At 68.0% G+C, this 24,501-nt stretch carries 32 protein-coding genes; 29 read left to right on the top strand and 3 right to left on the bottom strand.

Features of this window, described 5'->3' with window-relative positions; genetic code table 11:
- Nucleotides 1-12: 12 nt before the first annotated feature.
- Genes NHL53_RS08650 through NHL53_RS08665 form a run of 4 tightly spaced genes read left to right on the top strand, consistent with a single transcriptional unit; the run spans nt 13 to nt 1,004 of the window.
- A complete protein-coding gene (locus NHL53_RS08650; RefSeq protein ID WP_433776458.1) occupies nt 13-261 on the top strand; it encodes a hypothetical protein in 249 nt (82 codons plus the stop codon).
- A complete protein-coding gene (locus NHL53_RS08655; RefSeq protein ID WP_433776459.1) occupies nt 254-547 on the top strand; it encodes a hypothetical protein in 294 nt (97 codons plus the stop codon). Before NHL53_RS08650 ends, NHL53_RS08655 begins: the two co-directional genes overlap by 8 nt.
- Nucleotides 544-756, top strand: coding sequence for a helix-turn-helix domain-containing protein (locus NHL53_RS08660; protein ID WP_433776460.1), 213 nt, complete (start codon nt 544-546; stop codon nt 754-756). Before NHL53_RS08655 ends, NHL53_RS08660 begins: the two co-directional genes overlap by 4 nt.
- Before the next feature lie 41 nt (nt 757-797).
- On the top strand, nt 798-1,004 hold the full coding sequence (locus NHL53_RS08665) for a helix-turn-helix domain-containing protein (protein WP_433776461.1): 207 nt from the start codon (nt 798-800) through the stop codon (nt 1,002-1,004).
- Between the two features lie 115 nt (nt 1,005-1,119).
- Here NHL53_RS08665 and NHL53_RS08670 read toward each other — a convergent pair whose 3' ends face one another.
- On the bottom strand, nt 1,120-1,803 hold the full coding sequence (locus tag NHL53_RS08670; protein ID WP_433776462.1) for a hypothetical protein: 684 nt from the start codon (nt 1,801-1,803) through the stop codon (nt 1,120-1,122).
- Between the two features lie 157 nt (nt 1,804-1,960).
- Between NHL53_RS08670 and NHL53_RS08675 the strand changes: the two genes are divergently transcribed.
- Together NHL53_RS08675 and NHL53_RS08680 are read left to right on the top strand one after the other, a co-directional pair.
- Nucleotides 1,961-2,455 carry a hypothetical protein gene (locus NHL53_RS08675; protein WP_433776463.1) on the top strand — a complete coding sequence of 165 codons (495 nt, stop codon included), beginning with the start codon at nt 1,961-1,963 and terminating at the stop codon, nt 2,453-2,455.
- Nucleotides 2,409-3,740, top strand: coding sequence for a PBSX family phage terminase large subunit (locus NHL53_RS08680; protein ID WP_433776464.1), 1,332 nt, complete (start codon nt 2,409-2,411; stop codon nt 3,738-3,740). Before NHL53_RS08675 ends, NHL53_RS08680 begins: the two co-directional genes overlap by 47 nt.
- Here the strand turns inward: NHL53_RS08680 and NHL53_RS08685 are convergent, their stop codons facing one another.
- Together NHL53_RS08685 and NHL53_RS08690 are read right to left on the bottom strand one after the other, a co-directional pair.
- Nucleotides 3,741-4,124 carry a hypothetical protein gene (locus NHL53_RS08685; protein WP_433776465.1) on the bottom strand — a complete coding sequence of 128 codons (384 nt, stop codon included), beginning with the start codon at nt 4,122-4,124 and terminating at the stop codon, nt 3,741-3,743.
- A gap of 17 nt (nt 4,125-4,141) precedes the next feature.
- A complete protein-coding gene (locus tag NHL53_RS08690; RefSeq protein ID WP_433776466.1) occupies nt 4,142-4,780 on the bottom strand; it encodes a hypothetical protein in 639 nt (212 codons plus the stop codon).
- On the opposite strand from NHL53_RS08690, the gene NHL53_RS08695 reads away from it, so the two are divergent.
- The 23 genes from NHL53_RS08695 (at nt 4,779) to NHL53_RS08805 (ending at nt 24,499) form a co-directional block, all read left to right on the top strand.
- A complete protein-coding gene (locus tag NHL53_RS08695; RefSeq protein ID WP_433776467.1) occupies nt 4,779-5,099 on the top strand; it encodes a hypothetical protein in 321 nt (106 codons plus the stop codon). The two genes, NHL53_RS08690 and NHL53_RS08695, sit on opposite strands and share 2 nt — an antisense overlap.
- Nucleotides 5,096-5,704 (top strand): 2'-5' RNA ligase family protein, encoded by a 609-nt coding sequence (locus tag NHL53_RS08700; protein ID WP_433776468.1) that lies wholly within the window; start codon nt 5,096-5,098, stop codon nt 5,702-5,704. The genes NHL53_RS08695 and NHL53_RS08700 overlap by 4 nt, the downstream gene beginning before the upstream one ends.
- Entirely contained in the window at nt 5,701-6,195 is a 495-nt protein-coding gene (locus tag NHL53_RS08705; RefSeq protein WP_433776469.1) for a hypothetical protein, read from the top strand. Before NHL53_RS08700 ends, NHL53_RS08705 begins: the two co-directional genes overlap by 4 nt.
- Entirely contained in the window at nt 6,195-6,452 is a 258-nt protein-coding gene (locus NHL53_RS08710) for a hypothetical protein (protein ID WP_433776470.1), read from the top strand. Before NHL53_RS08705 ends, NHL53_RS08710 begins: the two co-directional genes overlap by 1 nt.
- Before the next feature lie 345 nt (nt 6,453-6,797).
- Nucleotides 6,798-8,429 (top strand): phage portal protein, encoded by a 1,632-nt coding sequence (locus NHL53_RS08715; RefSeq protein ID WP_433776471.1) that lies wholly within the window; start codon nt 6,798-6,800, stop codon nt 8,427-8,429.
- Nucleotides 8,430-8,453: 24 nt separating this feature from the next.
- The gene (locus NHL53_RS08720) at nt 8,454-9,596 is read left to right on the top strand and encodes a phage minor capsid protein (RefSeq protein WP_433776472.1); all 1,143 of its coding nucleotides are present in this window, start codon (nt 8,454-8,456) and stop codon (nt 9,594-9,596) included.
- 63 nt (nt 9,597-9,659) lie between these two features.
- Nucleotides 9,660-10,421 carry a hypothetical protein gene (locus NHL53_RS08725; protein ID WP_433776473.1) on the top strand — a complete coding sequence of 254 codons (762 nt, stop codon included), beginning with the start codon at nt 9,660-9,662 and terminating at the stop codon, nt 10,419-10,421.
- 20 nt (nt 10,422-10,441) lie between these two features.
- A complete protein-coding gene (locus NHL53_RS08730) occupies nt 10,442-11,353 on the top strand; it encodes a P22 phage major capsid protein family protein (protein ID WP_433776474.1) in 912 nt (303 codons plus the stop codon).
- Nucleotides 11,353-11,784: a head fiber protein gene (locus tag NHL53_RS08735; RefSeq protein ID WP_433776475.1), complete on the top strand. Its 432-nt coding sequence runs from the start codon at nt 11,353-11,355 to the stop codon at nt 11,782-11,784. The genes NHL53_RS08730 and NHL53_RS08735 overlap by 1 nt, the downstream gene beginning before the upstream one ends.
- A gap of 10 nt (nt 11,785-11,794) precedes the next feature.
- Nucleotides 11,795-12,157 carry a hypothetical protein gene (locus tag NHL53_RS08740; protein ID WP_433776476.1) on the top strand — a complete coding sequence of 121 codons (363 nt, stop codon included), beginning with the start codon at nt 11,795-11,797 and terminating at the stop codon, nt 12,155-12,157.
- Nucleotides 12,158-12,209: 52 nt separating this feature from the next.
- Nucleotides 12,210-12,494 carry a hypothetical protein gene (locus NHL53_RS08745; protein ID WP_433776477.1) on the top strand — a complete coding sequence of 95 codons (285 nt, stop codon included), beginning with the start codon at nt 12,210-12,212 and terminating at the stop codon, nt 12,492-12,494.
- 3 nt (nt 12,495-12,497) lie between these two features.
- Entirely contained in the window at nt 12,498-12,890 is a 393-nt protein-coding gene (locus NHL53_RS08750; protein ID WP_433776478.1) for a hypothetical protein, read from the top strand.
- A 17-nt stretch (nt 12,891-12,907) separates the two neighbouring features.
- A complete protein-coding gene (locus NHL53_RS08755) occupies nt 12,908-13,222 on the top strand; it encodes a hypothetical protein (RefSeq protein WP_433776479.1) in 315 nt (104 codons plus the stop codon).
- 3 nt (nt 13,223-13,225) lie between these two features.
- A complete protein-coding gene (locus tag NHL53_RS08760) occupies nt 13,226-13,600 on the top strand; it encodes an HK97 gp10 family phage protein (protein ID WP_433776480.1) in 375 nt (124 codons plus the stop codon).
- A gap of 10 nt (nt 13,601-13,610) precedes the next feature.
- Nucleotides 13,611-14,039: a hypothetical protein gene (locus tag NHL53_RS08765; protein WP_433776481.1), complete on the top strand. Its 429-nt coding sequence runs from the start codon at nt 13,611-13,613 to the stop codon at nt 14,037-14,039.
- 78 nt (nt 14,040-14,117) lie between these two features.
- Entirely contained in the window at nt 14,118-14,648 is a 531-nt protein-coding gene (locus NHL53_RS08770; RefSeq protein ID WP_433776482.1) for a phage tail tube protein, read from the top strand.
- Between the two features lie 29 nt (nt 14,649-14,677).
- On the top strand, nt 14,678-15,202 hold the full coding sequence (locus tag NHL53_RS08775) for a hypothetical protein (protein ID WP_433776483.1): 525 nt from the start codon (nt 14,678-14,680) through the stop codon (nt 15,200-15,202).
- Between the two features lie 194 nt (nt 15,203-15,396).
- Complete coding sequence (locus NHL53_RS08780; protein ID WP_433776484.1) at nt 15,397-18,918, top strand: tape measure protein; 3,522 nt, start codon at nt 15,397-15,399, stop codon at nt 18,916-18,918.
- Between the two features lie 17 nt (nt 18,919-18,935).
- Nucleotides 18,936-19,697: a hypothetical protein gene (locus NHL53_RS08785; protein WP_433776485.1), complete on the top strand. Its 762-nt coding sequence runs from the start codon at nt 18,936-18,938 to the stop codon at nt 19,695-19,697.
- Between the two features lie 206 nt (nt 19,698-19,903).
- Nucleotides 19,904-20,776 carry a hypothetical protein gene (locus NHL53_RS08790; RefSeq protein WP_433776486.1) on the top strand — a complete coding sequence of 291 codons (873 nt, stop codon included), beginning with the start codon at nt 19,904-19,906 and terminating at the stop codon, nt 20,774-20,776.
- Between the two features lie 128 nt (nt 20,777-20,904).
- On the top strand, nt 20,905-21,909 hold the full coding sequence (locus tag NHL53_RS08795; protein ID WP_433776487.1) for a M23 family metallopeptidase: 1,005 nt from the start codon (nt 20,905-20,907) through the stop codon (nt 21,907-21,909).
- Between the two features lie 8 nt (nt 21,910-21,917).
- Entirely contained in the window at nt 21,918-22,397 is a 480-nt protein-coding gene (locus NHL53_RS08800; RefSeq protein WP_433776488.1) for a hypothetical protein, read from the top strand.
- Entirely contained in the window at nt 22,394-24,499 is a 2,106-nt protein-coding gene (locus tag NHL53_RS08805; RefSeq protein WP_433776489.1) for a hypothetical protein, read from the top strand. Before NHL53_RS08800 ends, NHL53_RS08805 begins: the two co-directional genes overlap by 4 nt.
- The last annotated feature ends 2 nt before the right edge of the window (nt 24,500-24,501 follow it).

Below are 24,501 nucleotides of genomic sequence, written 5' to 3' on the forward strand. Positions count from 1 at the left end.
AGGAGCAGTCCGATGGCAACTGAGTGGCGGAACAGGCGCGGCAAGTCGGTCTGGCAGCCGACTCTGCCGGATGGCCGCAGGCTGTGGCGTATTTACGTCTGGGGCGACCCGGATTCGCCGCAATGGGGATGGCGCGGCGAGGAGAGAGATGCCCCGTTCCTCTCCGGGAAGCGGCGCGCGGAGCGGATCGAGCGTCGTCAGATGCGTCGTGAGGAGCGGGACGAGATGGATAGGACGTTCAAGGAGGTGCACCGTGGCTGATGAGATGACGCCCGCCGAGATGCGGAAGCGTGCCGAGGCGCTGCGGAAGCTCGGTAGGGCGGTGAGCTACTACGGAGCGCTCGGGGCAGTGGGACTCAACGACGCCGATCGAGTCGCCTGGGAGCAGACCCTCGAGGCCGGGGCTGACGCCCTCGACGACCTCGCCAACATCCAGGACGCCTGGACGGTCCCCGGCCCGCACCCCGAGTGGCACGAGCGGGTCAAGGGCTTCACCCGTCGCGACTGGCCGGCCCTGGCCCGCGCGATCGAGAGGACCCTCCCATGACCCGGCAGCCGAGAGAGTGGATCACCATTGCCGAGGCGGCCGAGATCGCACGACGGAGCCCCCGCACGATCTACGAGTGGGCTCAGCACGAACGCCTCGCTTCGAGGGTCGAGAACGGCCGCGTCCTCGTCCTCCGGAAGGCCGTCGAGCGCATCGCACCTACCGTGAAGCGAGGCCGGCCGCCCCGCACGAAAAATACGCAAATGTGACATTCACGGCACGATGAAAGGAGCCGACCGAGGAGCACACCATGCACACCGCCAACCGCCTCAGCATCGACGCCGCCGCCCTCGCCACTGGACGCTCACGCCGCACGATCTACCGCTGGATCCGCGACGGCATCCTCCGCGCACACGACTCCGGCACCGCCCTCGAGGTCACGCTGCCGGACGTCATGAAGGCCGAGGCGAGGGTGAAGCGAGGCCGACCGCGCGGCTCGACACGCGGCCCCCGCTAGGAAATACGCAAATGTGACACTCGTGGCACAGTGAACCTAGATGGTGGAGCAGTCCGCCCAGACGGAAGCCCCGGCCCTCAGATGAGGGAACCGGGGCTTCGTCGAACCGGGGACGCTAAACGAAAAGCTGCGCTACGAGCCCCGATGCCGCAGCTCCAGCTCCGGCGTTCACGACAGACTGCAAGACGCCACGAAGCGTGGGCAGCGCTCTCTTGATCAGCTTCGTGTCCGGCGTCGGCTTGCTAGCCTCTTCCAAGATCTGGGCACCGACTTCCCTCGCTACCTCAACTTCATCCGGGTCGAGAGCTGCAGCCTCTTCGATGGTCGCAATAGCCTGACCAACACGATCGGCCAGCTCCTCGAAGCCAGGAGCGACAGGAACCTGCTGCGTCACAGTGCTCCCGTCAACCGCGATGTTGACATGGCTCCCGTTGACCACGATCACGTGCCCCGTCGCACCAGGTGCATCCCTCTCCGACGTCGGACGGCGGTCCGAATACTCCGCCATCACGTGCTTCATGTGCGAGGGGAAGGATCCGCCAGGGTCACGCACATGCGCCGCTGTTACCCAAACAACGCGAGTGCCACCTCGGGGGTCGTCCCACTCCATCTGGTCGCCCTCGTATACGGGCGTATCCACATTGAACCCAACCCCCTTGTCCTGCACCTGCCCCTCGAACGTCTCCACGGTCCTGCCAGGACGCTGATCCCCCGGTGTCACACGAACCTGCTTAGTGCCGAAGGTCCGTCCAAACTCCTCGATGAAGGTCCGACCTTCGAAGCTTCCCAACGCAACCACACTGTGCTCCTCTCCGTTCAGGTCCAACGAGCATAAGGCTGCGATTCCCATCCCGTGCCCGCGCCCAGGAGGCGCAGAACGAGGTAGCACCATGGCCCGCCGCCGACCAGTCACAGACGAAACGCGTCAGCGTGTGCGCGAGCTCCACGCACGGGGCATGTCGAGGAACGCGATCGCGAAGGAGATCGGGTACTCGGGTGCGACGGTCACGAACGTCGCGAAGGCTCTGGGCTTGTCGTTCGACCGGTCGTCGACGGAAGCGGCGGTGAAGGCCCACCGGGTCGATCTGGCGGAGTCGCGACAGCTTCTCGCGGAGAAGATGATGCGTGAAGCGCACGCGATGCTGGACGCACTGTCGCAGCCGTATGAGGTCTTCAACTTCGGCGGCAAGGACAACACGTTCAACTCTCACACGTTCGATACGCCTCCGGTCGAGGTGAAGCGGAACGTTCTGACGACGGCGGGTATCGCGTTCGACAAGGCGACTCGGATTGTCGAGAAGGCTCCGGAAGAGGACGTGACGGCTGAGGTGAAGGCGGCCATCGCGGGCTTCACTGCCGGACTGGATCACCTGTTCGAGGGCGACACGTACGGGCAGGTGGCAGATGCTGGCGACGGCGACGGAGATGGGAACGGCGGGGCTGGGACGTAACCAGGCTCGGTCGCTTTACGCGTGCCGGCTGCCGGGCGCGACGTTCAATCTCTGGGAGGGGTCGATCCGTGCGGGCAAGACATACGTGTCGGTGCTCGCGTTCCTGCTTCACGTCTCGCAGCTCGAGGGTGAGCTCGATGGCCAGCTCGTGATCGTGGGGAAGAACCTCGGGTCCATCTACCGCAACTTCTTTCAGACGATCAGTTCATCGGCCGGACTGCGTGCGTTCCGGGGTGCGGTGAAGTACCGCCAGAATGCTCCGACGGCGCACATCTTTGGCCGCGAGGTGCAGGTCATCGGCATCAACGACGCTCGTGCGGAATCGAAGATCCGAGGAATGACGATCCTCGCCGTATATGTGGATGAAGCGACGGTTATCGAGGAGACCGCATTCAAGCAGGTCCTGAACCGCATGTCCCTCGAGTCGTCGAAGATGTTCGCCACGACGAACCCCGACTCCCCTGCCCACTGGCTCAAGGTCGACTTCATCGATCAGATGCGGCGCCTGCCCGACTGGCGGCGCTTCCACTTCCTGATGGACGACAACCCGTCCCTCTCGGAGTCCGTGAAGGCTCGTCTCCGGTCGCAGTACGTGGGCCTCTGGTATCGCCGGCAGATCCTCGGCGAATGGGTTTCTGCTGACGGCGCGATCTACGGCATGTGGGACCCGTCACGGCACGTGAAGCCGTGGGGCGCGACGCCGTCGATGCATCGGCTCCTCGGCGTCGGCATCGACTTCGGCACGAACAACCCGTCCACGGGCCTCCTGCTCGGCATCTCGAAGGAGAAGCAGCCGACCGGGAAGTACGGCTCCCGCCTGTGGCTGATCGACGAATGGCGGCACGACGCCCGCGGGAAGAAAGCGGCGATGCTGTCCCCGTCGCAGCAGGCGGGACTCTTCCGCGACTGGCTCTACCGCGACCACCTGCCGTACGAGTCGGCGCTCCGCCCGGAGTTCATCATCGTGGACCCTGCCGCGTCGCACTTCCAGAAGGAACTGAACCTCCTCGACATCCCGACGGCGGGCGGCCTGAACAACGTCTCGTACGGGATCTCGACGGTCGCGTCACTCCTCTCTGAGGAACAGCTCGTCGTGACGGACCACTGTCCAGGGTTCATCACGGAGGCGCCCGGCTACTCGTGGGACTCGAAGGCCGCGCTGCAGGGCCAGGACATGCCCGTGAAGGTCAACGACCACTCTCTCGACGGCGGCCGCTACGTGGTCGCCACGACCGAGACGATGTGGCGGCCGATGCTGAACGGCGTCTGGAGTCTCGCCGCCTGATCAGCCGCAGATCGCGAGGAGCCCCTCGTGCCCCTCAAGGAACAGCGCCCGATACTCGTCTGACTGCGCGCTCCCGGAAACGCTCTCCGTGAAGTTGTCGATGTTGTGGCCGATGATGTCGGCAACGTCCTCGTCGATCGCGCGGGCTTCGTCTTCCGCGTCATTCCACGTGGCGATCATCTCGTCGCGCGCCGCGACCATCTCCTCGTCGCTGCGTCCGTCGCGATGCGCCACGTCGGTGAACGACTCGTAGGCGTCCGCGTAGCTCGCGCACACGCCGCCGAGGTCAGCGGGGGCCGCCTCCGCCGACTCTGCCGGCGAGGAGCTGCACCCGGAGAGCGCGAGGACAGCGAGCAGGGCGGCGGGAGCAACGAGACGACGCATCCGCCCAGGATATCGGCCTACTCCTGATTGCCGAAGATCTCGTCGTAGTACTCGAAGCGCGGCTCGACATGCTTGTCCGCGTGCCCGAGTGGGCTCGACCAATAGACGCGCCACCCGTCGAGGTATTCAGGGTGGTCATCCGCGTCTTCCGCTTCTCGCGTCTTCGGCTCCCATTTGTCCCCCGGATGCAACTCGCCGAAGAGCTGCATGACGATTCCCTTCGGCTCCGTGTCCACGACGAGCGTCACGTTCTCTGCCGATGAGAGACCGACGTTCTCGAGCCGGAAGTACCATCCGTCTTCTTTCCGCTCGTGGATCCCTTTCCATCGCACGTCGCGGAATTCAGCCGCACGAGCGTCGATCCGCTTCTGCAGTCTCAGAGAATCAGCTTCTCGCGCGTCAGCACGCTCGGCGATCGTGTTCGCCTTCGCTGCATACTCGTTCGCCCTGGCGGCTTCTTCTCTCGCCTCGCGCGCAGTCGCGTTCGCCGCATGACCTTGCCACCAGCTGACGCCTAGTGCGGCCACAGCCACGATGACGGCCACAACGGCCACCCATGCTTCTGCACTCATGCCGCCGAGCGTATCGGCACTGGTCTTCCCGGCGCCCGCCGGGTCACCCCGCGACGGGGATATCTCGATGAGAGGAGCGAGCATGCCTCGCGTTCAGATCACCCACAACACGGTGAGGCCGACAGATAACCCCGCGGTGGTCGATGAGCTACCGCGCCGGAACGTGCACGTCTCGTGGAACCGTGCCGGCGGCGAGGGCGCCCTCGCAGCGAATCACCCGTCGGGTTGGGTTCAGGTCGCTATCGACATGACGGTGGGCGACCTGCGCCAGATGCTCGACACGGCAGAAGGCGGCGAGCAGCAGATCCGCATCGTGTCCGAGGTTCTTGAGCGTCGTGACGTCAACAAGACCATCCAGACACTGCGCCGGGCGCGCGACGTCGCCTACGGGAAGGACGCATGATGCCCGAGTCCGCGCACCTGTTCTCCGACATGCACGCCGCGCTGGGCATCGACCTGAACGAGCTCGGCTGCATCATGGCCGACGTCGAGCCCATCGAGGTCACCGACTACGCCGCCGACGCGGGCCTCGACCCTGATCGCGATCTCTACTCCCTCCGCGGGGTGGACTCCTCCCGCTGGTGGATCGACGGCGCGGTCGGCGAGAAGGGCGCGCACGTCACGCTGCTCTACGGTCTCCTGCAGCCTGGCCCGGTCTGGCGCGGGCACGTCGATCGGCTGCTCGCCGACGTTGACCTGTCCACGGTGACGGTCGATCATGTCGGCATGTTCGACTCGCCCTACCCGGACGATCCGTACAAGTGCATCGTCGCGCACCTGAAGCTCACCCCGGAGCTGCTCAAGGCGCACGCGCGGCTCTCCTACCTGCCGCACGTGAACACGTTCCCCGAGTACCGGGCGCACGTGACCCTCGCATACGTGAAGGACCAGCCGTCCGCCGTGGAGTGGGCGCAGACGACACCGGAGGCGTGGGTGCGGGCACTGCAAGCACCGCTTCGCGACGCGCCACTGCGGGTGACCGGAATCGACTACGGAGGCCGCTCGTGAACGGCCCGCAGCGGTTCCGGAAGAAGCCCGTCGAGATCGAGGCGATGCAGTACGACGGCACCGTCGGCCGCGCCACCGAGATCATCGACTGGGCGCTCTCGCTCGGCGAGACCATCACCTACCACTGCGACGACGACGGCTCCTGCGAACGCGACTCGCACGTGCTCGCGATCCGCACGCTCGAAGGGACGATGACCGCGCTCCAGGGCGACTGGATCATCCGGGGCGTGCAGGGCGAGTTCTACCCGTGCAAGCCGGACATCTTCGAGCAGACGTACGAGCCCGTCAAGGCCGTCACGCACATGTCGCTCGCCGGCCCCGACATCGAAGAAGTCGTCGAAGAGCAGCCCCGTCGCGTCGTGAACGTCGCGGTGAAGGTCATCCCCGAAGGCGTCGAGCCGGAGGGACCGATCATCGGGACCGTGAACCTCGTAGTCGAAGGCGGTGACCCGCAGGTCGTCCGCGACGCGGTCCACGAGGCACTGTCCTGATGGCCCTCTACCTCCCTGACGAGAGCGAGAAGGTCACCGCGCTCCTGGGCGATCAGCTCGGCGGGATGGTCACCGGCATGTACGCGATCGTGCAGTGGATGACCGACAGCGGCGAACAGCGCATCGGGGTCTTCACCGCGCCCGATCAGACGTTCATCACCTCGCAGGGCCTCCTTACGATGGCGAACGCCGTCGCGGATGGCGAACTGGCGTCGTACGTCCAGGACGCGATCGACGAGGCCGAGGGCGACGAATAGGCGCTTCCACACGTCCGGGGCTTCTCCTGCCCAGGTGAGGGTCGTGCAGGCCCGAGAAGACGAGAAGCTGCACAACCGGAGGGCGGGCGCCTGGCCACGAGCCGCGCCCGTCCTCCGCCCACGACCTCGGAGGGGCGTCAACGCGTCCAACGACAGCGCGAAGGCTGCCCATCACGGCTGGTCTACTCGCCCAGGCAGACCTGCGCCCCTCCGACCCCCACCTCCGCCGAAGGGGATCCGCCATGCATGCCTGCCCGACCTGCGGATCCGAGTACCGGCACCCGCTCACGGCGGCCCTCTGCTGCGACCCCGGCTACGCCCCGAACGAACCCGAGGAGGTGCACCGTGCCGCTGCCCGATGAGAACACCTCGTGGCTGCCGCCCGCGTTCGAGCCCTACTTCGACGCGATCGACACGTTCGACGACTGGTACGTCGGCGACGTCGACCGACTCACGTCTGCCTACGCGAACAAGCCAATCACGCACCCCGCGCAGCACAACGGCGGCATCGTCGGGTTCGGCGCCCGCGCATGGCTCGGCAAGCCCCAGAAGGGCGGCGAGAACCGCGTCCGCCTCCACATCCCCCTCCCGGCCGATATCGCCACGCTGAGCGCCGACTACCTGTTCGGAGAGGCGCCCCGCGTCGTCCTCCCCGGCGAGCGCGGTACGGAAGGCGAGAACGACCGCGACAGGATGCAGGCCCGCGTCGAGAAGATCATCAACACGCCCCGGTTCCATTCCCTGCTGCTCGAGTCCGGCGAGGTGTCTTCGGCTCTGGGCGGCACGTACCTGCGTCTCGTGTGGAACCAAGACGACCTGCGCGAGGTGCGCGCCGAGGCCGTGCATGCGGACGCCGCGATCCCCACGTTCCGGTACGGCGACCTCCACGAGGTGACGTTCTTCACGGAGTACGAGGGGAAGCGCGGCGTCGTCTGGCGGCACCTCGAGCACCACTCGCGGGGCCGTGTCGAGCACGCCCTGTTCGAGGGCACCACCAGCAACCTCGGCCGACGCGTGCCGCTCACCGACCGTCGCGAAACCGAATGGCTCTCCGAGGTCGTCGATGACGATTCCGGGCTCGATACGGGCGTGGAAGGGCTCACCGCCGCATACATCCCGAACATGCGCCCGAACAAGCGGTTCCGGAAGGACCCGGCGCTCACGCGCCTCGGGCAGTCGGACTTCGCGGACATCACGCAACTGTTCGACGCGATCGACGAGGTCTGGTCGTCGTGGATGCGCGACATCCGCCTCGCGAAGGCCCGCATCGTCGTCGCGAAGCAGTACCTCGAGTCGAACGGCTTCGGACAGGGCGCCTCGTTCGACGTCGACCGTGAGGTCTACGAGGGCATGAACACGATCACCGGCCCTGGCGGGCAGGACTTCGGCTTTCACGCGCACCAGTTCAACATCCGCGTCGAGGAGCATGCGGCGACCATCAAGGAGCTGCGCGACCAGGCGATGCGGTCGGCCGGGTGGACGCCCGGATCCGCGGGCGGCGACGCCACCGGGATGCGCACTGCGACCGAGATCAAGGCCGACGAGCGGCTCTCCGAGCGCACGCGCGACAAGAAGGCGAACTACTGGAAGGCCGGCGTGCAAGAGTTCCTCCTCACGTGGCTGCAGCTCGATTCGGTGCTGTACGGCGGGCCGTTCCCGGAGGAGCCGCCTGAGTTCCGGTTCCCGGCTGAGGCGCAGGCCGATCAGGAGTCGATGGCGCGCACGAACCAGATGCTCTATGCGGCGCAGTCGGCGTCGATCGAGACGCGGGTGCGCATGCAGCACCCGGACTGGGACGGCGAGACCGTCAACAAGGAGGTCGACCGCATCAAGGACGAGTTCGGCATCGGGAAGGCGTCGGACCCGACCGTGGTCCGCACTGTCGACGACGCGACGACGCCCTCGCAGGACGACATCGACCGGATGCGCGAGCGCATGGAACGCGGCGACGAGACCGAAGACGAGCCCGACGAGTAGTCGACGCTCGGGGATGGAGGAGCGATGGCTGGCTTCGTCCCCGAGCACGACGACGTCGAGGCGCTGCTGTACCGGATCGGGATGCAGGTCGCCGGCACCTTCCAGACCGCGGAGACGCGACTCCTCGAAGCAACGGCTCGCCGCCTCATCCGCGACCTGCCCGAGCACGCGAATCTCTCGGACATCCTCGCGATCGTCCGTGAGCTCGAAGCCCACGCTGTCCAGGCGACGTCAGGGATCACGCGCGAGTGGGCGGAGGAGGTCGTCGCGCGCGCCGCCCGTGAGGGTGCCGCGGCCGTCGTGAATCTCCCGCGCATCTCGCAGGTCGCTTCGATCGCCGACCAGCACATCCTCGCCGCGACCCTCGTGGCCTACGACCTCGGCAACGCGTTCGAGGACATGCGGGTGCGGATCCTCCGCTACCCGCGCGACGCGATGGGCGAGTTCCTGCGTGGCGGCGACGTCTACCAGCAGGTCATCGCGAACCACGCCGGGCAGGTCCCTCTCGGTGCCTCGACCGAGGAAGCACGCCGCGCGGCGATGCAGGAGTTTCTCGAGCGGGGCGTCACCGGGTTCACCGACGTCGCCGGCCGCCGATGGAGGATCGGAACCTACGCCGAGATGGCGACCCGCTCTGCCGTCGGCAGGGCGTACACGGACGCGACCGTCGCGACCTCGGCATCCGCGGGCATCGACCTGTTCACGGTCCTCGGTGGCCGCAACGCGTGCGGCCACTGCGCGCCCTGGTTCGGGCAGATCGTCGCCGCAAGCGGATCCACCGGCCCGCGCACGGTACCGCACGCGTTCGAGGACCGCGAGATCACGGTGAACGTCGCCGGGACCCTCGCGGACTGGCGCGCGTCCGGCGCGGGCCACCCGAACTGCCTCTGCCGACCGGCGCCCTACCTACCCGGATTCCGCGTCCCGACGATGGCGACTGGGTACGACCCCGCGGCGCACGCCGCACGCGACCGGCTCCGCGAACTCGAACGCCGCGAACGAGACGCGAAGCGCAAGCAGGCCATCGCGGAGGCGGCTGGGGACGACGCGAAGGCGCGACGTATGCGTCGCCGCGTCCTCGACATCCAGGCGGAGACCCGTGAGCACGTCCGCGAGACCGGGCAGACCCGCCGCTACGAGCGCGCCCAGCCCGCATTCGCGAACTGACCCGAACCCCCGCGACCGGGGACCACTGATCCGGCCCAGGAGGCCGGAGTGAAGGAGACACCCATGCCCACCATGCCGCTCACGCTCGGACCGCTGCACCCTCCCGCGTGGCACCGGCCGTTCCTGCGCTACTTCGCGCCCGTCGACGGCGACGCCGCGGGCGCCCCAAGCGACGAGGGCTCCGACGAGGAGCCGGACGACGAGAATCCGACGCCCAACGCCGATACGGACGTGTCGGACGACTCCGAGGATGAGGCTCCCGGCGAGGACGACGACGAGCTCCCCTCTTGGGCACGGAAGTCGCTGAAGAAGGCGAACCGTGAGGCCGCCGCTGCGCGCCTGGAAGCGAAGAAGGCCCGCGAGGACGCGGAGAACGAGAAGAAGTCGCTCGCGCAGTCCATCGGCAAGGCCCTCGGGCTCGTCGCTGACGAGGAGGAGACCCCGACGGTCGACTCCCTCACGACCCGCCTGCAGGAGCGCGACACCGCGCTCTCCAGCGCCCAGGTTGCGTTGCAGGCGCAGCGCGCCGAGAACGCCGTCCTCCGGTACGCGACCAAGCACAAGGGCGACGCCGACGCCCTCCTCGACTCCCGCGGCTTCAACGAGAAGCTCGCGGCCATCGACTCGACCGCCAGCGACTACGCCACCCAGGTGGAGGCGCTCGTCAAGGCGGAGGTCGACTCCAACAGCCGTTACCGGAAGGTCCAGGTGGCCCCCTCCAGCAGCAACGGCGCTCCCCCTCCCGCCGGAGGCAACAACGCCCCGGCGGACGACATCGAGTCCCTCCGCGCCGAATACCGCAAGACCCGCGGCGTGGCGGACTAACCCAGACAGAAAGGGCCACCATGGCTAACACCCTGCTCACCCCGAGCGTCATCGCCCGCGCCGCGCTCGCGACGCTCTACGAGAACACCGTCGCCGCGCAGCTCGTGCACCGCGACTACGACAGCGAGTTCGTCGGCGCTGTCGGCGACACCATCACGATCCGCGAGCCCGCGGTGTTCGAGGCCGAGGAGTTCGACGCCGACACCGGCATCAACATCCAGGACGCCACGGAGAACGGCATCCCGGTGCGCCTCAACCACCACGCCGACGTGTCCTTCGCGGTCTCCTCGCGTCAGCGCACCCTCGAGCTCGCGGACTTCCGTGCGCAGCTCCTCAACCCGGCCATGGAGGCGATCTCGCAGAAGATCGACCGCGACGTGCTCGGCTTCCGCAACGACATCACCAAGGAGGTCGGGACCGAGGCCGGGAGCCTCTGGGACGAGCCCGACGCTCTGGTCCAGGCCGGTGTCGAGCTCGACGTCGACAGCGTGCCCGAGGTCAACCGTCGCGCGATCGTCGGCCCCCGCACCCGCGGTAAGTGGCTGTCGAACGACCTGATCAAGCGCGCGGACCGCTCCGGCTCCACCGCGGGCCTGCGCCAGGGGTCGATCGGCTCCGACGTGTTCGGCTTCTCGGCCTACATGTCGCAGAACATCGGCCAGCCGCCCGCGGCCCCCGAGCCCGGCCAGCCGACGACCGAGGTGTCCGTCGCGTTCCACCGCACGGCCGCCGCGCTGGTCACCCGCCAGCTCGAGCTGCCGATGGGCGCGCAGGACGCGGCCATCGAGGGCTACAACGGGTTCGGCATCCGCGTGGTCTTCGACTACGACATCGCGAAGAAGAAGGACATCGTGTCCCTCGACGTGCTGTACGGCGTCAAGACGCTCGACCCTCGCCGCGCGGTGCTCATCAAGGGCGCGGACGCGGCCTGATGGTCACGCGGTTCGTGAACGAGGAGGGAGAGGTGCTCCGCGTCTCTCCCTCCTCGCCGCTGCCCGTCGTGGTCCAGGGCGGTGGTCCCACGCCGGTCTCGTCGTCGGACATCACCGACGCGACCGACGTGGGGACCGCCCTGCTCACGGCGGAGTCCCCGGCCGCGGCGCGCACCACGCTCGGCGCGGCGCCCGACACGCTCCAGGGCGTCCCGTCGGGCGGCGCGGCGGGGCAGGTGCTCAAGCGCACGGGAGACGGCGTCGCCTGGCAACCAGACGCGAACACCACCTACGGACCGGCGACGGGAACCACGACCGGTCTCGTCAAGCGCGGCGCGCCCGTCGCGGACGCGACCGACGAGGCCGACGTCGTCACCCAGTTCAACGCGCTCCTGGCAGCTCTCCGAACTGCCGGCGTGATCGAGGAATAGGAGACGCACCATGGCACACGCATATCAGAACGCCACGTCCGGGCAGGTCGTCGTCAGCGACGAGCCCCGCTCGGATCTCGAAGCGCTCGCTCGCTGGAAGGGTGTCCCCGTCCCGGCCGACCCTGCGGACCCCGTGGGCTCGCCTGAGAACGACCCCACGGGCGGGGAGACGGGCTCCGGATCGAACCCGTCGTCCGCCGAGGCCGCCGGCGATGGCACGCACCCGGGCGGATCCGAGGGTGACCTCGAGCCGTCCGAGGAGTGGACGCACGAGCAGCTCGACGCATACGCGGCCGAGCGCGACGTGAAGTTCCCCGCGAACACCAACAAGGCCGTGAAGGTGGCGGCCCTCACCGCCCCCACGGGCGACTGAATCGAGCGGGCGGCGGCACGCCCGCCGCCCGCTCCCCACCCGAGGAGGCCCCATGGCTCTGAACATCGAACTCCCGCCCCGCCTCGCGAAGACCCGCATCGTCGCGGGCATCGTCTTCACCGACGGGCACGCCACGGTCCGCAAGATCGGCACGAGCACGCGACGCTACCTCGAGCACGTCGGTGCGACGATCACCAGCGACGGCGAAGCGGGACCGCTCGCGAAGCGCACCCTGGCCGAGCTGCGCGCGGCCGCCGCCGATCTCGATCTGGATCTTCCCGAATCGGCGAAGAAGACGGACCTCATCGAGGCGATCTCGAGCGCGTCGGAGGGCTGACGGATGTGGCATCCGTTCATCACCGCTGAGGAGGTCCCCGAGGCGGTCGCGGCGGCGCTGGCAGACGTGGATCACGCGATCGCCGCGGCGTCTCGTCGCGTGCGCGGCGCGCTGAAGACCGCGCGCTTCGCGACCGACGCCGACGGGAGGCCCACCGACCCCGACGTCGAGAATGCGATCAAGGAGGCCACGCTCGCGCAGCTCGCGTTCTGGGCGGACACGGGCGACGAAACCGGCGCTGCCGCGCAGGCGGGCGGCGGGTCGATCCTCTCCGTCACCCTCCCCGGTGGCGGCGGCGCGACGGACGCACGTTCGAAGCAGGAGGCCCGCGAGGCACCCGCGGTCGACGACATCCTCCGCTCCTGCGAGGGGATCACGTGGGAGGTGCATTATTGATGCGCCTCCCCGCTCGGATGATGCCGCACGGCGGCCTCGTCTCGTACCGACCGAAGATCGGCGAAGGCCCACGCGGCCCGGTCTACGGCGATGAAGTGGTGCCGAAGCGTGCGGCGATCGACGACAGCCACAAGCTGGTGCGCACCGCGACCAGCGCCGAGGCGTCCTCGTCTGCTCGAGTCGCGCTCGATCTGCCCGAGCACCAGGTGCCGCTCGGATCCACGGTCACGATCTGGAAGGGCCGTGGGAATGAACGCGAGGCTACGGTCATCGCCGTCGGCACGGGCGACTGGCCGCGCCTCCCACGGTTCACCGAACTCGCATTGGAGTAGGCGATGTCGACTTTCCGATGGAACGGGGACGACGCGGCCTCCGCAGTCGCGGGCGCCGCTACCACGGGGCTGAACAAGGCCGCCCGAGCGCTCCTCGCCGAGGCGCAGTCGCGCGTCCCCGTCGACACGGGCGACCTCCGCAACTCTGGCGCTACGCACGACGCGACGCCGGATGATCTCGAAGCAGCAGTCACCTTCAACGCCCAGCAGAAGGGCTTCAACTACGCGCTGGCCGTGCACGAGGGCGTCGACATGAACTTCCAGAAGACGTACAACCCCAACGCACAGTCGAAGTACCTCGAAGGCCCCGCGATCGAGCTGGAGAGTCAGCTGATCGGCGTCGTCCGCATGGAGATCAAGCGCGCGCTGGGCGGGTGAGGAGGACCACGTGAGCCACCACGCGCAGATGCTGCACGGCCTCGCGCAGCACATCGCAGACGCCGAGCTCGGCATCTACCGGCCCGACGGCGTCTACCAGCCCGACGAGCGCGGAATCGTCATCTCCGCGTTCCCGGAGACGCCGGAGGAGGTCATCTCCGTCGCGCTCTACCAGCCGGCGTACACGCCCTTCTCCCCTACCGCGTCGCGACGCCTCACCGTCTCGCACATCCAGATCCGGTGGCGCACCCTGGGTGACCCGCTGAACGGCATCGACATGTTCGACGCCCTCTCGCACCTCATCGACGAGCAGCTCCTCAACCTCGGGCCGATCATCGCGCGCGGCAGGTATCGGTCCTTCTCCCCCATCGGGCAGGACAAGAACCACCGGACCGCATTCACGTCGAACTGGACCCTCACGGCGCTCGAAGCGCTCTGACCCCTTCCCCGTCCGCCAGGCGCGGCACCCGAGCCTCCACCGACCGGTGGGGGCTCTTCGCATTCACAGGAGGAAAGCATGACCACCTTCGCCGACATCGCGCCCACGCAGGGCGACACCGGCAACACTTTCGAGTGGATCTGGGACATCACCGCGGATCCGTTCATCGAAGACCCGACGTACCTCAACGTCCCCGACATCACCGGTCTCACCCCGGCGGCTCCCCCGAAGCTGCAGGACTCGACGACCTACGCCAACAAGGGGCAGACCAGCCAGTCGAAGACCGGCGAGGACTTCACCATGCAGGTGCAGGTGAAGGGCGTCAAGGACGAGACTGGCGAGTTCCAGCCCGAGCTTGTCGCGCTCATCGAGGCCGCTGACGGCATCGCATCGGACAACATCATCGGCTACCGCTACTACCACGCGACGTCGAAGGCACTCGCCTATGCCGGTACCGCGGCCGTGAACTGGTCGCGCGTGAACACGGGCAACGACGGCATCGAGTTCTTCCAGTTCGACCTCACTGGCCAGGGCGACCGCCGGAAGATTCCGAACCCTGCGCTCGAGACCAGCAACGACGGCGGCACTGGAGGCGGGTCGGGCGACTGAGCCCGCCCTGCCCCTGAAAGGAGAACCACGTGATCACTGCACGTGAGAAGGGCCGCCGCCTCGAGGTGATCATCGGGGGCGGCGAGGACGCGCTGACGTTCCTCGTCCCCCCGGTCCCCGCGAGGGTGGGTGCCGAGCTGCTCGCCGACTGGGTTGGCATCAAGTTCGGGGCGACCCCTCCCGAGGACGCGCCCGCGAAGGCCACGACCCTCGCGCAGCGTGTGCTCGGCGACGAGGTGTTCGAGCAGATCAGCGACCTGCGCGCCGCGGAACAGACCGACGTCGTGAACGTCGCGTTCATGTGGAACGTGCAGGGCGGCGGCATCGAGCTCGTCCAGACCTACATCTCGGACGGCATGGGAAAAGCACACGAGAGGCTCCTCAAGACGACGGGCCTCGCGGACGTGCACTCACTACTGCGGACATCGCTCGATTCGGCGTCGGAGAACCTGACGAGCGCGGCCGTTTCCCCCGCTACGAGTACCCGAAGTGGTGGCGAGACCAGCTCCAAGGACGAGGGACAGCGCCCGACGACGGCGAGCACCTCCAGCTGAAGCCGATCTGGACCGCCGCTTTCACCCACTGGCATGACGTCGTCGAGCCCGAGCTGCACGCGCGGTTCGGGCTCGACGCCGACGACCCCGCCTTCTGGGAACGCCCCTGGCGTTCGATCGCTGCGCGCGTCATGCATCTCCTGCTCGCCCCTGACTCCCGACTTCGGGGGTACGTCGACCCGTAGGAGGCCCCCATGGCGTTCAACGCTGGCGAGCTCGTCGCGACGATCCGACTCGATGGAGTCGACCAGTTCCGACGCGACGCGCGGTCCGCGGGGACCTCCCTGGAGGGCGCGGGCAAGGCTGGGGACAAGGTCGCCGAGGGCATCAAGGCGGGCATGCGCACCGCCGCCACGGCGGTCACTGGCGTCTCGGTCGCGACCGGAGCGTGGATGACGTCGCTGTTCAAGACCGGCGCGGCGTACAACACGATGCAGCAGACGTCGCGCGCGGCGCTGAAGACGCTCCTCGGGTCGACCGAGGCCGTGAACGCTCAGATGGCGAAGCTGGACGACTTCGCGAGCAACAGCCCGTTCTCGAAGGCGACGTTCCTGCAGGCGCAGCAGCAGCTCATCGGCTTCGGCGTCGAGGCGGAGAAGGTCATCCCGATCCTCTCCGCTGTACAGGACGCGACGGCCGCCGTCGGCGGCTCGAACCAGCAGATCAGCGAGATCGTCTCGATCCTCGCGAAGATCTCCTCGTCCGGGAAGATCACCGCCGAGGACCTGAACATGATGGGCGAGCGCGGCCTCGACGCAGCCGCTCTCCTCGGAGCCGGATTCAACCAGTCCGCCGCGGAAATCCGCGAGTCCATCACCGAAGGCACGATCGACGCCGGCAAGGCCGTCGACGTCCTCACGGAGCAGATGACGAAGAAGTTCGACGGCGCTGCCTCGAACGTGAAGGAGACCTGGTCCGGAGCGGTCGACCGCATCGGTGCCGCCCAGCGCGAGATCGGTGCCGCCCTCGCGGAGCCGTTCATCTCGCAGGCCGGCGGCGGCATGGCGATCATCTGGGGCAACCAGGTCGCCGACGTGCTCCGCGCCGTACTGAAGCACGTCGAACCCATCGTGACCGTCATGAACGACCGGCTCTCCCCGGCGTTCGCTGGCATCACGAAGGGACTCGACGAGGCGAAGATCTCGATCCGCACGTGGGACTCCGCGAAGTTCGAGACGTTCCTGAACCACGCCGAGCGGTACGCGCCCGCGATCGCCGCACTCGGTGGTGCGCTCGTCGGCTGGACCGGGTCGATGCTCGGCGGCATCCCCGTCATCGGGCAGTTCGTCGGCGCGCTGAACCCCGTGACCGGCGCCCTCACAGCTGTCGCGCTCGCCTCTCCCGAGGTGCGCGCGGCGCTCGCGGATCTCCTCGACGCGTTCCGCCCGCTCGGGCCCGTCGCCGGGGAGGTCGTGAAGTCCTTCGCCGGGATGCTCACCTCCAGTCTCCCGGCGGTCGCGAACGTGATCGAGGGCGTCACGACCGTCGTCACTCCGCTCGTCACCGCGATCGGTGAGATCCCCACACCTGTGCTCGCTGCCGTGACCGCGTTCATCGGGGTCCGGTCGGCGATGAAGGGACTCGAGGGGCCCGTGCAGACGGTCCTCGACGGCTTCAAGCGGGTCGGCGAGCAGATGGCCGTCCAGCAGGCCCTCGGAGCGATGGAGGGCAAGACCGGCGAGCTCGCGGGAGCCTTCGGTTACGCGGGCAAGGCCGCCTCCGGGCTCGGCGGCGCGCTCAAGGCAGCGTTCGTGTCGAACCCGGTCGGGCTCGCGCTCACCGGCATGTCGCTCGCTGTCACGGCCGTCACGGCTGCCATGGCCGCGGCCGAGGAGCAGTCGAAGAAGTTCGACGAGCGAGTCGTCGGGCTTCGCGACACCCTGGAGGGCGCGACGGGCCGCATGACCGCGGCGACGCGCGAGTTCTTCGCCCAGGAGATCGTGGACGACGGATGGGTCGAGAAGCTCGACGAGGTAGGCGTCAAGAGCAACCACTTCGTGGCCGCGATGATCGGCAATGAGGGTGCCGTCAAGGTCGTCAACCGTCAGCTGCAGGAGTACGTCGACGCTCAGGCCGAGGCCGCGAACGTCTCGGAGCGGTCGGCTCTCCTGGCCGAGAAGCTCGGGATCTCGCAGGATGTCGTCACGGACGCGCTCAACGGGTCCGAGGAGGCGAACCGTCGCGTCGTGTCGGCCTACGGCCGTATGGGCGAGGCGGGCATCGAGCTCGCTCGGGAGTACGGCGAGCTGGGTCGAGAGACACGGGGCGTGGGCACTGCGGCGGCGGAGCTCACGGACTTCCTCGACGAGTCCCAGCGCGCGGTGAAGCAGGCGGCCGAAGAGGAGCGCGAGTTCGCTGCTGCCGTCCGCGAGAGTCGTGCCGAGATGACCGAGGCGCAGCGCACCACGGCCGATATCAACACGGCGATGGAGATCTTCGCCTCCACGACGTCGACCGCGGCGGAGAAGACGAACGCGCTGAAGCAGGCGCTCGATCTCCTCAACGGCGGAACGAAGACCGCGGAGCAGGTGCAGCGCGAGCTGAACGATCAGACCCGCGCCGTCGCGAACGCCTTCGAGGTGCTCGACGAGAACGGCAAGAACGTCGCGAAGTCGCTCGTGAACGCGAAGGGCGAAATCGACTCGACCACCGAGGCAGGCTCCAACCTGTCGAAGCAGGTCGAGGACATGAACAACCGCATGCTTGACGCGGTCGTCGCAGCCGATGAGGCGGCGAAGGCACGCGGCGAGGAGGGCGCCCGCATCGAAGAGCTCCAGTCGATCTACGACGACTACACGGGGCGCCTGCGGAAGGTCGCGGAAGAAGCGGGCCTCTCAGGTGAGCAGATCCAGGGCCTCATCGACCGAATGTTCGACGTCCCTGAGGAGATCAAGTTCCTCATCTCGGACGCCGGCACGATCGACGAGGCCGAGATGCGGCTGTTCCAGCTCGCGATGCAGATCCGAGACACCCCTGACGGGGACTTCGAGATCCGCGAGGACGACATCCCGGGGCTGATGAAGGCCCTGAGCTCGCTCGGCTTCGAGATCCGTGAGCTGCCCGATGGCAGCGTCTCGGTCAAGAAGGACGGGAAGTCGTTCGAGGAGGTCGAGAAGGCCCTCAACGAGGTAGCCCGCGCGCGGTCGTCCACCGTCACCATTCGGTGGAACGAGGACGGCACGAGCGGGAAGCTCGGCGGCAACCGGGTGGTGACGCCCGCGAGCGCGGACGGGAACCTGTTCGACGGCGGGAAGGCGCAGCCGTTCGCGAACGGCGGCCAGGTCGTGCACGGGTCGCTCCCCTCCGGGGTCTACTCGGGACGGCCGCAGGCGATCTACAAGTTCGCCGAGGCCGAGACGCGTTGGGAGGCGTTCCTGTCCGGGAAGGTCGGCCAGGAAGCGCGCAACCGTGAGATCGCGAAGGAAGCGGTCAAGCGGCTCGGCGGGGTCGCGGTGTTCGAGCACGCCAGAGGGGGCCTGCGCGACACCACGCAGGCGCTCTCCGTCCCAACCTCAGTGCGCACGCCGAACGTCGGCCCACGAGCGACCGACAATGGTGGGCAGATCGCTCGGCAGGGCATGGCCGAGGCGGGCACCTCGAGTGCCGACCCGCGCCCGATTCATGTGGAACAGACGTTCTACCTGCAGCCGGGCATGACCGCGTCCGACGTCGAGCGGGTCGCCGCCCGCGGAATCCAGAAGGCGCTCAGGCTCTGAGCGCGAGAGGGGGACGCATGACACGCGTGGGCCTCATGTACGCGTCCCTCGACGGGGTGACGTTCGACGGGGGCGACCCGTGGGCGCTGTTCACGATCTGGCAGGACCAGATCCGGGGATGGTTCGAGTCGGTCGGCGTACGCCGTCAGGACGCCGACCGGCCGCTCTCCCATGGAGCGTTTGCCTCGCGGGCATATCGCGGCGGCCGACTCATCACGGTCGAAGGTCAGATCAACACGAGAAGCCCAGGCGAGCAAGAGTCTGCGATGGCCCGGATGACGGGGATCCTTGCGGACGGTCAGCTCGGCGATCTGGCCGTCACGACAACGGAGGGGACATCGTCAGCACTCGTGCAGCTGAATGCCGCGCCGGAGATCCGAGTCGTCACGTACGGGCGGGTCGCGAACTACTCGCTGGAGCTGTGGGCGCCGGATCCTCGTCGATACGGGGAGCGGCGGGTCTGGTCGGGCAGGTCGGTCGAGCCGTGGCATCGGGGCAATACGGATGCGCATCCGGTCTGCACGGTCATGGGCGCTGCGTCGAACGGCTACACGATCTCGTACCGGGGGCATGCGTTCCGGGTGTCGGGGTCGAAGTCGGCGTCGTCGGTGGACGTGATCGATATGCGTACGGGCTGGGTGCGGCGTGATGGGCGCGTCCTGACGGGGGTCGTGTCGGCGGCGGATGTTTTCACGGTGCCGCGGGGTGCTGTGGCGGGGCCGGTGACGATCACGGGTGGCCCGTCGATGGAGGTCGCGTTGCGCGACACCTATATCTGAGGGGGTCGCGCATGTGGCGGTATTCGATTGTCGACACGAAGAACGGCCGGCATCTCGTCGACGTGAATCCCGCGTCGGTGTCGTGGACGCGTTCGATCACGGGTCGGGAGCCGGGCGAGTTCACGCTCCGCCTCTCGGACCCCGAGACGATCCCCCTCGAACTCGAGGACGGGCTGACGGCCCCGACGTGGGGCAGGACGTTCGTCGTGTCGGCGGGTGATCATGTCGCGTATGCGGGGCCGATCATGCGGCGCTCGTATGATCCGGCGACGCAGACGCGGGCGGTGCAGACGCAGTCGATCCGTGAGCTGATCGGTGCCCGCTTCACGGGGCAGGTCGTGAACTACGGCCGGTCGTGGGACATGAAGTGGACGCGGCGGTCGATCGCGGGTGCCGTGCGGGCGGTGTTCGCGCGGGTCACGACGATCACGGATCGGTGGGCGCTGCCCTTGGACCTCCCCGAGGACGCGTCGGGGCCGCATTCTCGTGACCTGCGCTACAACGAAATGCGCGCCGTCAGGGATCTCCTCGACGAGTGGGAGGCGACGGGTGCGGAGATCGATTTCCGGCCCTACTGGGCTGACGGGGCGCTGCGGTGGCAGGTGCAGGTGAATCGCCGTATCACGCGCGGCACGACAGATCTGCCCCTCACCGCCGCGGGCTCCCCGATCCGGTCCCTCTCGATTGACGAGGACGGCGGCCGGCTCAATGTTGGTGTTCTCGCGGTCGGTAAGGGCTCCGGGGAGGACATGAAGACCGCGGGCCGGTCTGCGGCTGAGCAGGTGGATTATCCGATCCGGCAGGAGACGACGACCGCGAAGCCGACGGACGACGATGACGCGCTCGGGGAGATCGCTCAGGCGTGGCTTGACGAGACCGGGCGGCCGATCGAGCAGTGGTCTCTCGCGGTGATGTGTGACGACGTGGTGACGCCTGAGCATGTGCAGCCGGGGCGTCGCCTCCGTATCGACGTGCGCGGCGATCCGGTGATCCCTGACGGGGTGCACGAGCAGCGTGTCATTTCTCTCCGGGGCGATACGTCCCCGCTTCTCACGCCGGAGGTGCAGCCGTGGCGGTAGACCAGTCTGATCTTCTGCGTGAGCTGCGGCAGCTGCAGGCGCGGGTGCAGGCTCTCGAGTCGGGCGTGAATCAGGAAGCAACCTCGCTCGATCGTGGCCGGTTCCGTGTCGGTGACGGTGAGCTTCGCGTGGACGAGGACGGCCTGTTCTCTCTGGTGGGCACGTTCAACCAGGCCGGCGTCTACAACATGTACTCGGGCGCGGAGTTCAACATCGGCAGCGGCGGGACGATGTCGCTCGACGGGCTGTTCCGGATCCTCTCGGGCGGTCGTCTCACGCTGCAGGGCGTCCTCGACATCCTCTCCGGCGGTGCGCTGAATGTGCGCTCCGGCGGTGGCGTGAACGTCCTCGATGGCGGAGACATTGACGTGCAATCCGGCGGCGAGGTGCGCGTCCGTGGGGGCGACATGCTCGTCTACGACGACGGAGAGATCCGGGTCGGTCAGAACGGCATGATCCAGATCAACGGCCCCATCCCGATCCGTCTGCATCGCGGCACGATCGGCGGCGTCGATCAGGCGATGATCCAGTTCGGCGAGTCCGGGAACGTTCGCATCGCGGCGAACAGCGCCGGCGGAAACCCGATGCTCCTGCTCCAGGCGGGGCAGCACTACATCCGCATCAGCGACTCCGGTATCACGATGTCGGATAACGCGGGCGGCGGGGAGAACCCGGGCGGGCCGGGAGAGCCGGGTGAGGATCTCGGGTTCTTCCAGTGGCCCTTCTCCCTCTCCCTCGTCACGAGCGAGTACGGGCCGCGCACCTATCCGTATGTCGGGTTCCATGAGGGCATCGATTTCGCGGGCGGTGCGGCATCGGCTGGCGGGTCGATCCCGGCGGCCGCGGACGGCACGGTCGCCGAGTCCGTGACCGGGCACCCGGGCTGGGGCAACTACGTGCGCCTGAACCACATCACCCCGAGCGGGAAGCTCTGTGCCACGCTGTACGCCCACATGATCGAGGCCCCCGCGGTCTCGTCCGGCCAGTCGGTCCAGAAGGGCCAGATCATCGGCCGCGTCGGCAACACGGGCAATAGTTTCGGCGCGCACCTGCACTTCGAGACGTGGTCCGAGCGAGAGTACGGCTCCCACATGAACCCGCGCGACTTCATGGCCCTCTACGGGCCCGGATAGGAGACGACATGCTGACCACGGTGACCGGGAATCTCTACGACCACACCGGGAAGGCGATCCCGGCCGGGTCGCGGCCGGAGCTGTTCTTCCGGCCTCGGCAGTCGAATGTCGTCGACGCGTCGGCGCTCGCGGGCGTCGAAGCGCAAGCGACCCTGAATGCCGCCACGGGTGCGTTCACGGTGCGCCTCGAGGCGCATCCGGGCGTGACGTATCGGATGGTCGCCCGCTGGCTCACGAACCCGGAGGAGCGCTCCCCGGAACGGTGGGGATTCCAGTACACGGAGTGGCCGATCGAGATCGACCCCTACCCGATCGGCGGGTCTCTCGATGATCTCGTCGCGCAGAACGCGACGCACCCGCTGATGGTGCTCGTGCAGCTCGACGACCCGCCGCTGGATTACACGGGCCTGTGGCTGGACGCGGCCCCGGGTGATGAGACTGAGCCGACCCGGAGCGGGTCGGGAATGCTGAGGATGGTGTACGCATGACTGATCGCCGGATCGTGGATATCGCGAATCTGCGGGGCCCGATGGGTGACGTGACGCCCGCCGCGAGGCAGATCCTCGTCGACGCTCGCGCCGAGCGTGACGCGGCCAAGGTGGAGCGCGAGGGGGCGGAGGCGGCCCGGACCGGGGCGGAGGACGCACGCGACGCCGCCGAAGCGTTCTCGGGGCAGGTGGAGGAGCTGCAGGACGAGGCCGTGTCTCGCCTCCTGGATGACGACGGGACGCTGACTGCGGCCGCGGCGTTCGGGCCGCGTGTCGCTGTCGATTCGGTGTCGGAGTGGTGGTGCGAGCCCGTGGCGACGGAGATCTCGACGCCGACGCCCCGCACTGTCTTCGGGGGCATCTCGTCGACGGGTGAGGTTCTGGCGTGCGAGATCGATCACGCGACGCGGGAGACGCGCCGGTACGTGGTCGGGCAGGCCGTCGTCGATGACCACAACGCCCCGGCTCTGTATGTGGAGCCCGGTTATCGTCCGATCATCGCGTGGACGGATCACGGAGCTGACCGGCTGACGAAGATCAAGGTCGGCGGCCCGAACCTCGACCTCAGGTCTCTGGTGTCGGCTCCTCTGATCGAACTCGACGCGGGCGGCGCGATCGCCTACACGCAGCTCATCAAGATCGATCACCAGTCGGACGAGGTGACGCAGACGTATCACCTGTGGGGGCGCCGGTCTACCCGCACCTGGGGCTACCACGTGATCCGTGTGGACCAGCGCACCGGAGCGGTGACCGCCGACGCGTACACCGGGAAGCTGTACGCGCCGGATCAGTTCTACGTGTCGATCGCGGACGCACACACGCGTGACGGGCGGCAGAAGTACCGCCTCGCGGTGGGCTACAACCCGGCGAATCAGAACCGGAGCGAGATCTACGGGTTCCACCTCGAGCCCTTCAATGGCTCCCTCTCCTCGCCCGCGCATAACTCGTGGACGGGCCAGCAGGCAGATCTGAACGATCCGCCGGTGCCGCCGATCCTTCCCGCTGTCGCGTCGGGCAACGGGCGGAGGCTTTTCTACGTACGCCCCGGGCCCGATACCTTCGCTGTCGCGGTCGCGGAGTGGCCGCGCTCGAACCCGGATGCGGCTGTCTACCGGGTGCATGAGGTCACCGGCGGATACCTCGACACGGGAGTGTATGACCGGATCCCGAACGCATCGCTTCCGCGATTCAACGACGGCTTCCAGGCCGAGGTGATTTTCCAGGTTCCGGCGGACGTGTCTTCGCGGGGGTCGTGGGGTCTCATGGCGACGACCCCGAACGCGACGACGGGCGGCGGCACCGGGTTCTTCCTCCGGTTCACGTCGGCAGGGGATCTGGAACTCGCCGTCTATGACGCGTCCGGGACCGGGCATCCGTTCCACTCGACGACGAAACCCCTCGCGGGGTATCTCACCCCCGGTGCGGTTCTGGGCGTGAAGGTCGCGCTGGACCTGTACAACGGGCGGCTGCGCCGGTACGTGTCTACGGACGCGGGTGCGTCGTGGCAGCCACTTGGAGGGCCGACGGACTTCTCGTCGCCGTCGTCGTTCGATTCGACGCGCGGGAACAACCTTTACGTGCCCGCGGGCGTCGGCCCGTCGACTTTCGGGGCACTGCGCGTCTACCGGTGGGCGCTGAAACCGCGTCAGGGCACGTCCACGATCATCGGCGTGGACTACTCGCGGGGTGAACGCTACGGATCCTCTGGCGGCCACGGCATCGAGATCTTCTCTGACGGGTCTGGTGGGCAGCGGGAGACGGAGTGGACGTCCTCGGAGCTGGGAACGTCCGGCCCGCGGGTCGGCTATACGGACATGGCGAACTACATCGCGGGCATGGGGTTCGAGAATCCGTCGTCGTCGCGTGCCGTCTACACGGCCCACTCGGGCACAGTCACGACGGGGCGGGAGACGGTGCGCCGCTGGTATCCCGACGCGAATGGCACGTATCGGCCCGAGCTCCTCGCGGATCAGCCCACGAGTGCGGGTCGTCTGATCCGCCCCTACCCGCCGCGTGACTCGTATGGGCGTGCCGGGATCACGGTGATGCGTCACTACGGTGAGCGGTTCACCGAGTACGAGGGCGACTGGAAGACCGTCTGACC

This window comes from Microbacterium sp. gxy059, from assembly GCF_050958665.1.
GTDB lineage: Bacteria > Actinomycetota > Actinomycetes > Actinomycetales > Microbacteriaceae > Microbacterium.

Bases quoted from the DNA above. Each gene is read 5' to 3' on its own strand.
- NHL53_RS08650 (WP_433776458.1), top strand. From the start codon at position 13: ATGGCAACTGAGTGGCGGAACAGGCGCGGCAAGTCGGTCTGGCAGCCG.
- NHL53_RS08660 (WP_433776460.1), top strand. From the start codon at position 544: ATGACCCGGCAGCCGAGAGAGTGGATCACCATTGCCGAGGCGGCCGAG.
- NHL53_RS08665 (WP_433776461.1), top strand. From the start codon at position 798: ATGCACACCGCCAACCGCCTCAGCATCGACGCCGCCGCCCTCGCCACT.
- NHL53_RS08675 (WP_433776463.1), top strand. From the start codon at position 1,961: ATGTCGAGGAACGCGATCGCGAAGGAGATCGGGTACTCGGGTGCGACG.
- NHL53_RS08680 (WP_433776464.1), top strand. From the start codon at position 2,409: ATGCTGGCGACGGCGACGGAGATGGGAACGGCGGGGCTGGGACGTAAC.
- NHL53_RS08685 (WP_433776465.1), bottom strand. From the start codon at position 4,124: ATGCGTCGTCTCGTTGCTCCCGCCGCCCTGCTCGCTGTCCTCGCGCTC.
- NHL53_RS08695 (WP_433776467.1), top strand. From the start codon at position 4,779: ATGCCTCGCGTTCAGATCACCCACAACACGGTGAGGCCGACAGATAAC.
- NHL53_RS08690 (WP_433776466.1), bottom strand. From the start codon at position 4,780: ATGCTCGCTCCTCTCATCGAGATATCCCCGTCGCGGGGTGACCCGGCG.
- NHL53_RS08700 (WP_433776468.1), top strand. From the start codon at position 5,096: ATGATGCCCGAGTCCGCGCACCTGTTCTCCGACATGCACGCCGCGCTG.
- NHL53_RS08710 (WP_433776470.1), top strand. From the start codon at position 6,195: ATGGCCCTCTACCTCCCTGACGAGAGCGAGAAGGTCACCGCGCTCCTG.
- NHL53_RS08720 (WP_433776472.1), top strand. From the start codon at position 8,454: ATGGCTGGCTTCGTCCCCGAGCACGACGACGTCGAGGCGCTGCTGTAC.
- NHL53_RS08725 (WP_433776473.1), top strand. From the start codon at position 9,660: ATGCCCACCATGCCGCTCACGCTCGGACCGCTGCACCCTCCCGCGTGG.
- NHL53_RS08730 (WP_433776474.1), top strand. From the start codon at position 10,442: ATGGCTAACACCCTGCTCACCCCGAGCGTCATCGCCCGCGCCGCGCTC.
- NHL53_RS08735 (WP_433776475.1), top strand. From the start codon at position 11,353: ATGGTCACGCGGTTCGTGAACGAGGAGGGAGAGGTGCTCCGCGTCTCT.
- NHL53_RS08740 (WP_433776476.1), top strand. From the start codon at position 11,795: ATGGCACACGCATATCAGAACGCCACGTCCGGGCAGGTCGTCGTCAGC.
- NHL53_RS08745 (WP_433776477.1), top strand. From the start codon at position 12,210: ATGGCTCTGAACATCGAACTCCCGCCCCGCCTCGCGAAGACCCGCATC.
- NHL53_RS08750 (WP_433776478.1), top strand. From the start codon at position 12,498: ATGTGGCATCCGTTCATCACCGCTGAGGAGGTCCCCGAGGCGGTCGCG.
- NHL53_RS08755 (WP_433776479.1), top strand. From the start codon at position 12,908: ATGATGCCGCACGGCGGCCTCGTCTCGTACCGACCGAAGATCGGCGAA.
- NHL53_RS08760 (WP_433776480.1), top strand. From the start codon at position 13,226: ATGTCGACTTTCCGATGGAACGGGGACGACGCGGCCTCCGCAGTCGCG.
- NHL53_RS08770 (WP_433776482.1), top strand. From the start codon at position 14,118: ATGACCACCTTCGCCGACATCGCGCCCACGCAGGGCGACACCGGCAAC.
- NHL53_RS08780 (WP_433776484.1), top strand. From the start codon at position 15,397: ATGGCGTTCAACGCTGGCGAGCTCGTCGCGACGATCCGACTCGATGGA.
- NHL53_RS08785 (WP_433776485.1), top strand. From the start codon at position 18,936: ATGACACGCGTGGGCCTCATGTACGCGTCCCTCGACGGGGTGACGTTC.
- NHL53_RS08800 (WP_433776488.1), top strand. From the start codon at position 21,918: ATGCTGACCACGGTGACCGGGAATCTCTACGACCACACCGGGAAGGCG.
- NHL53_RS08805 (WP_433776489.1), top strand. From the start codon at position 22,394: ATGACTGATCGCCGGATCGTGGATATCGCGAATCTGCGGGGCCCGATG.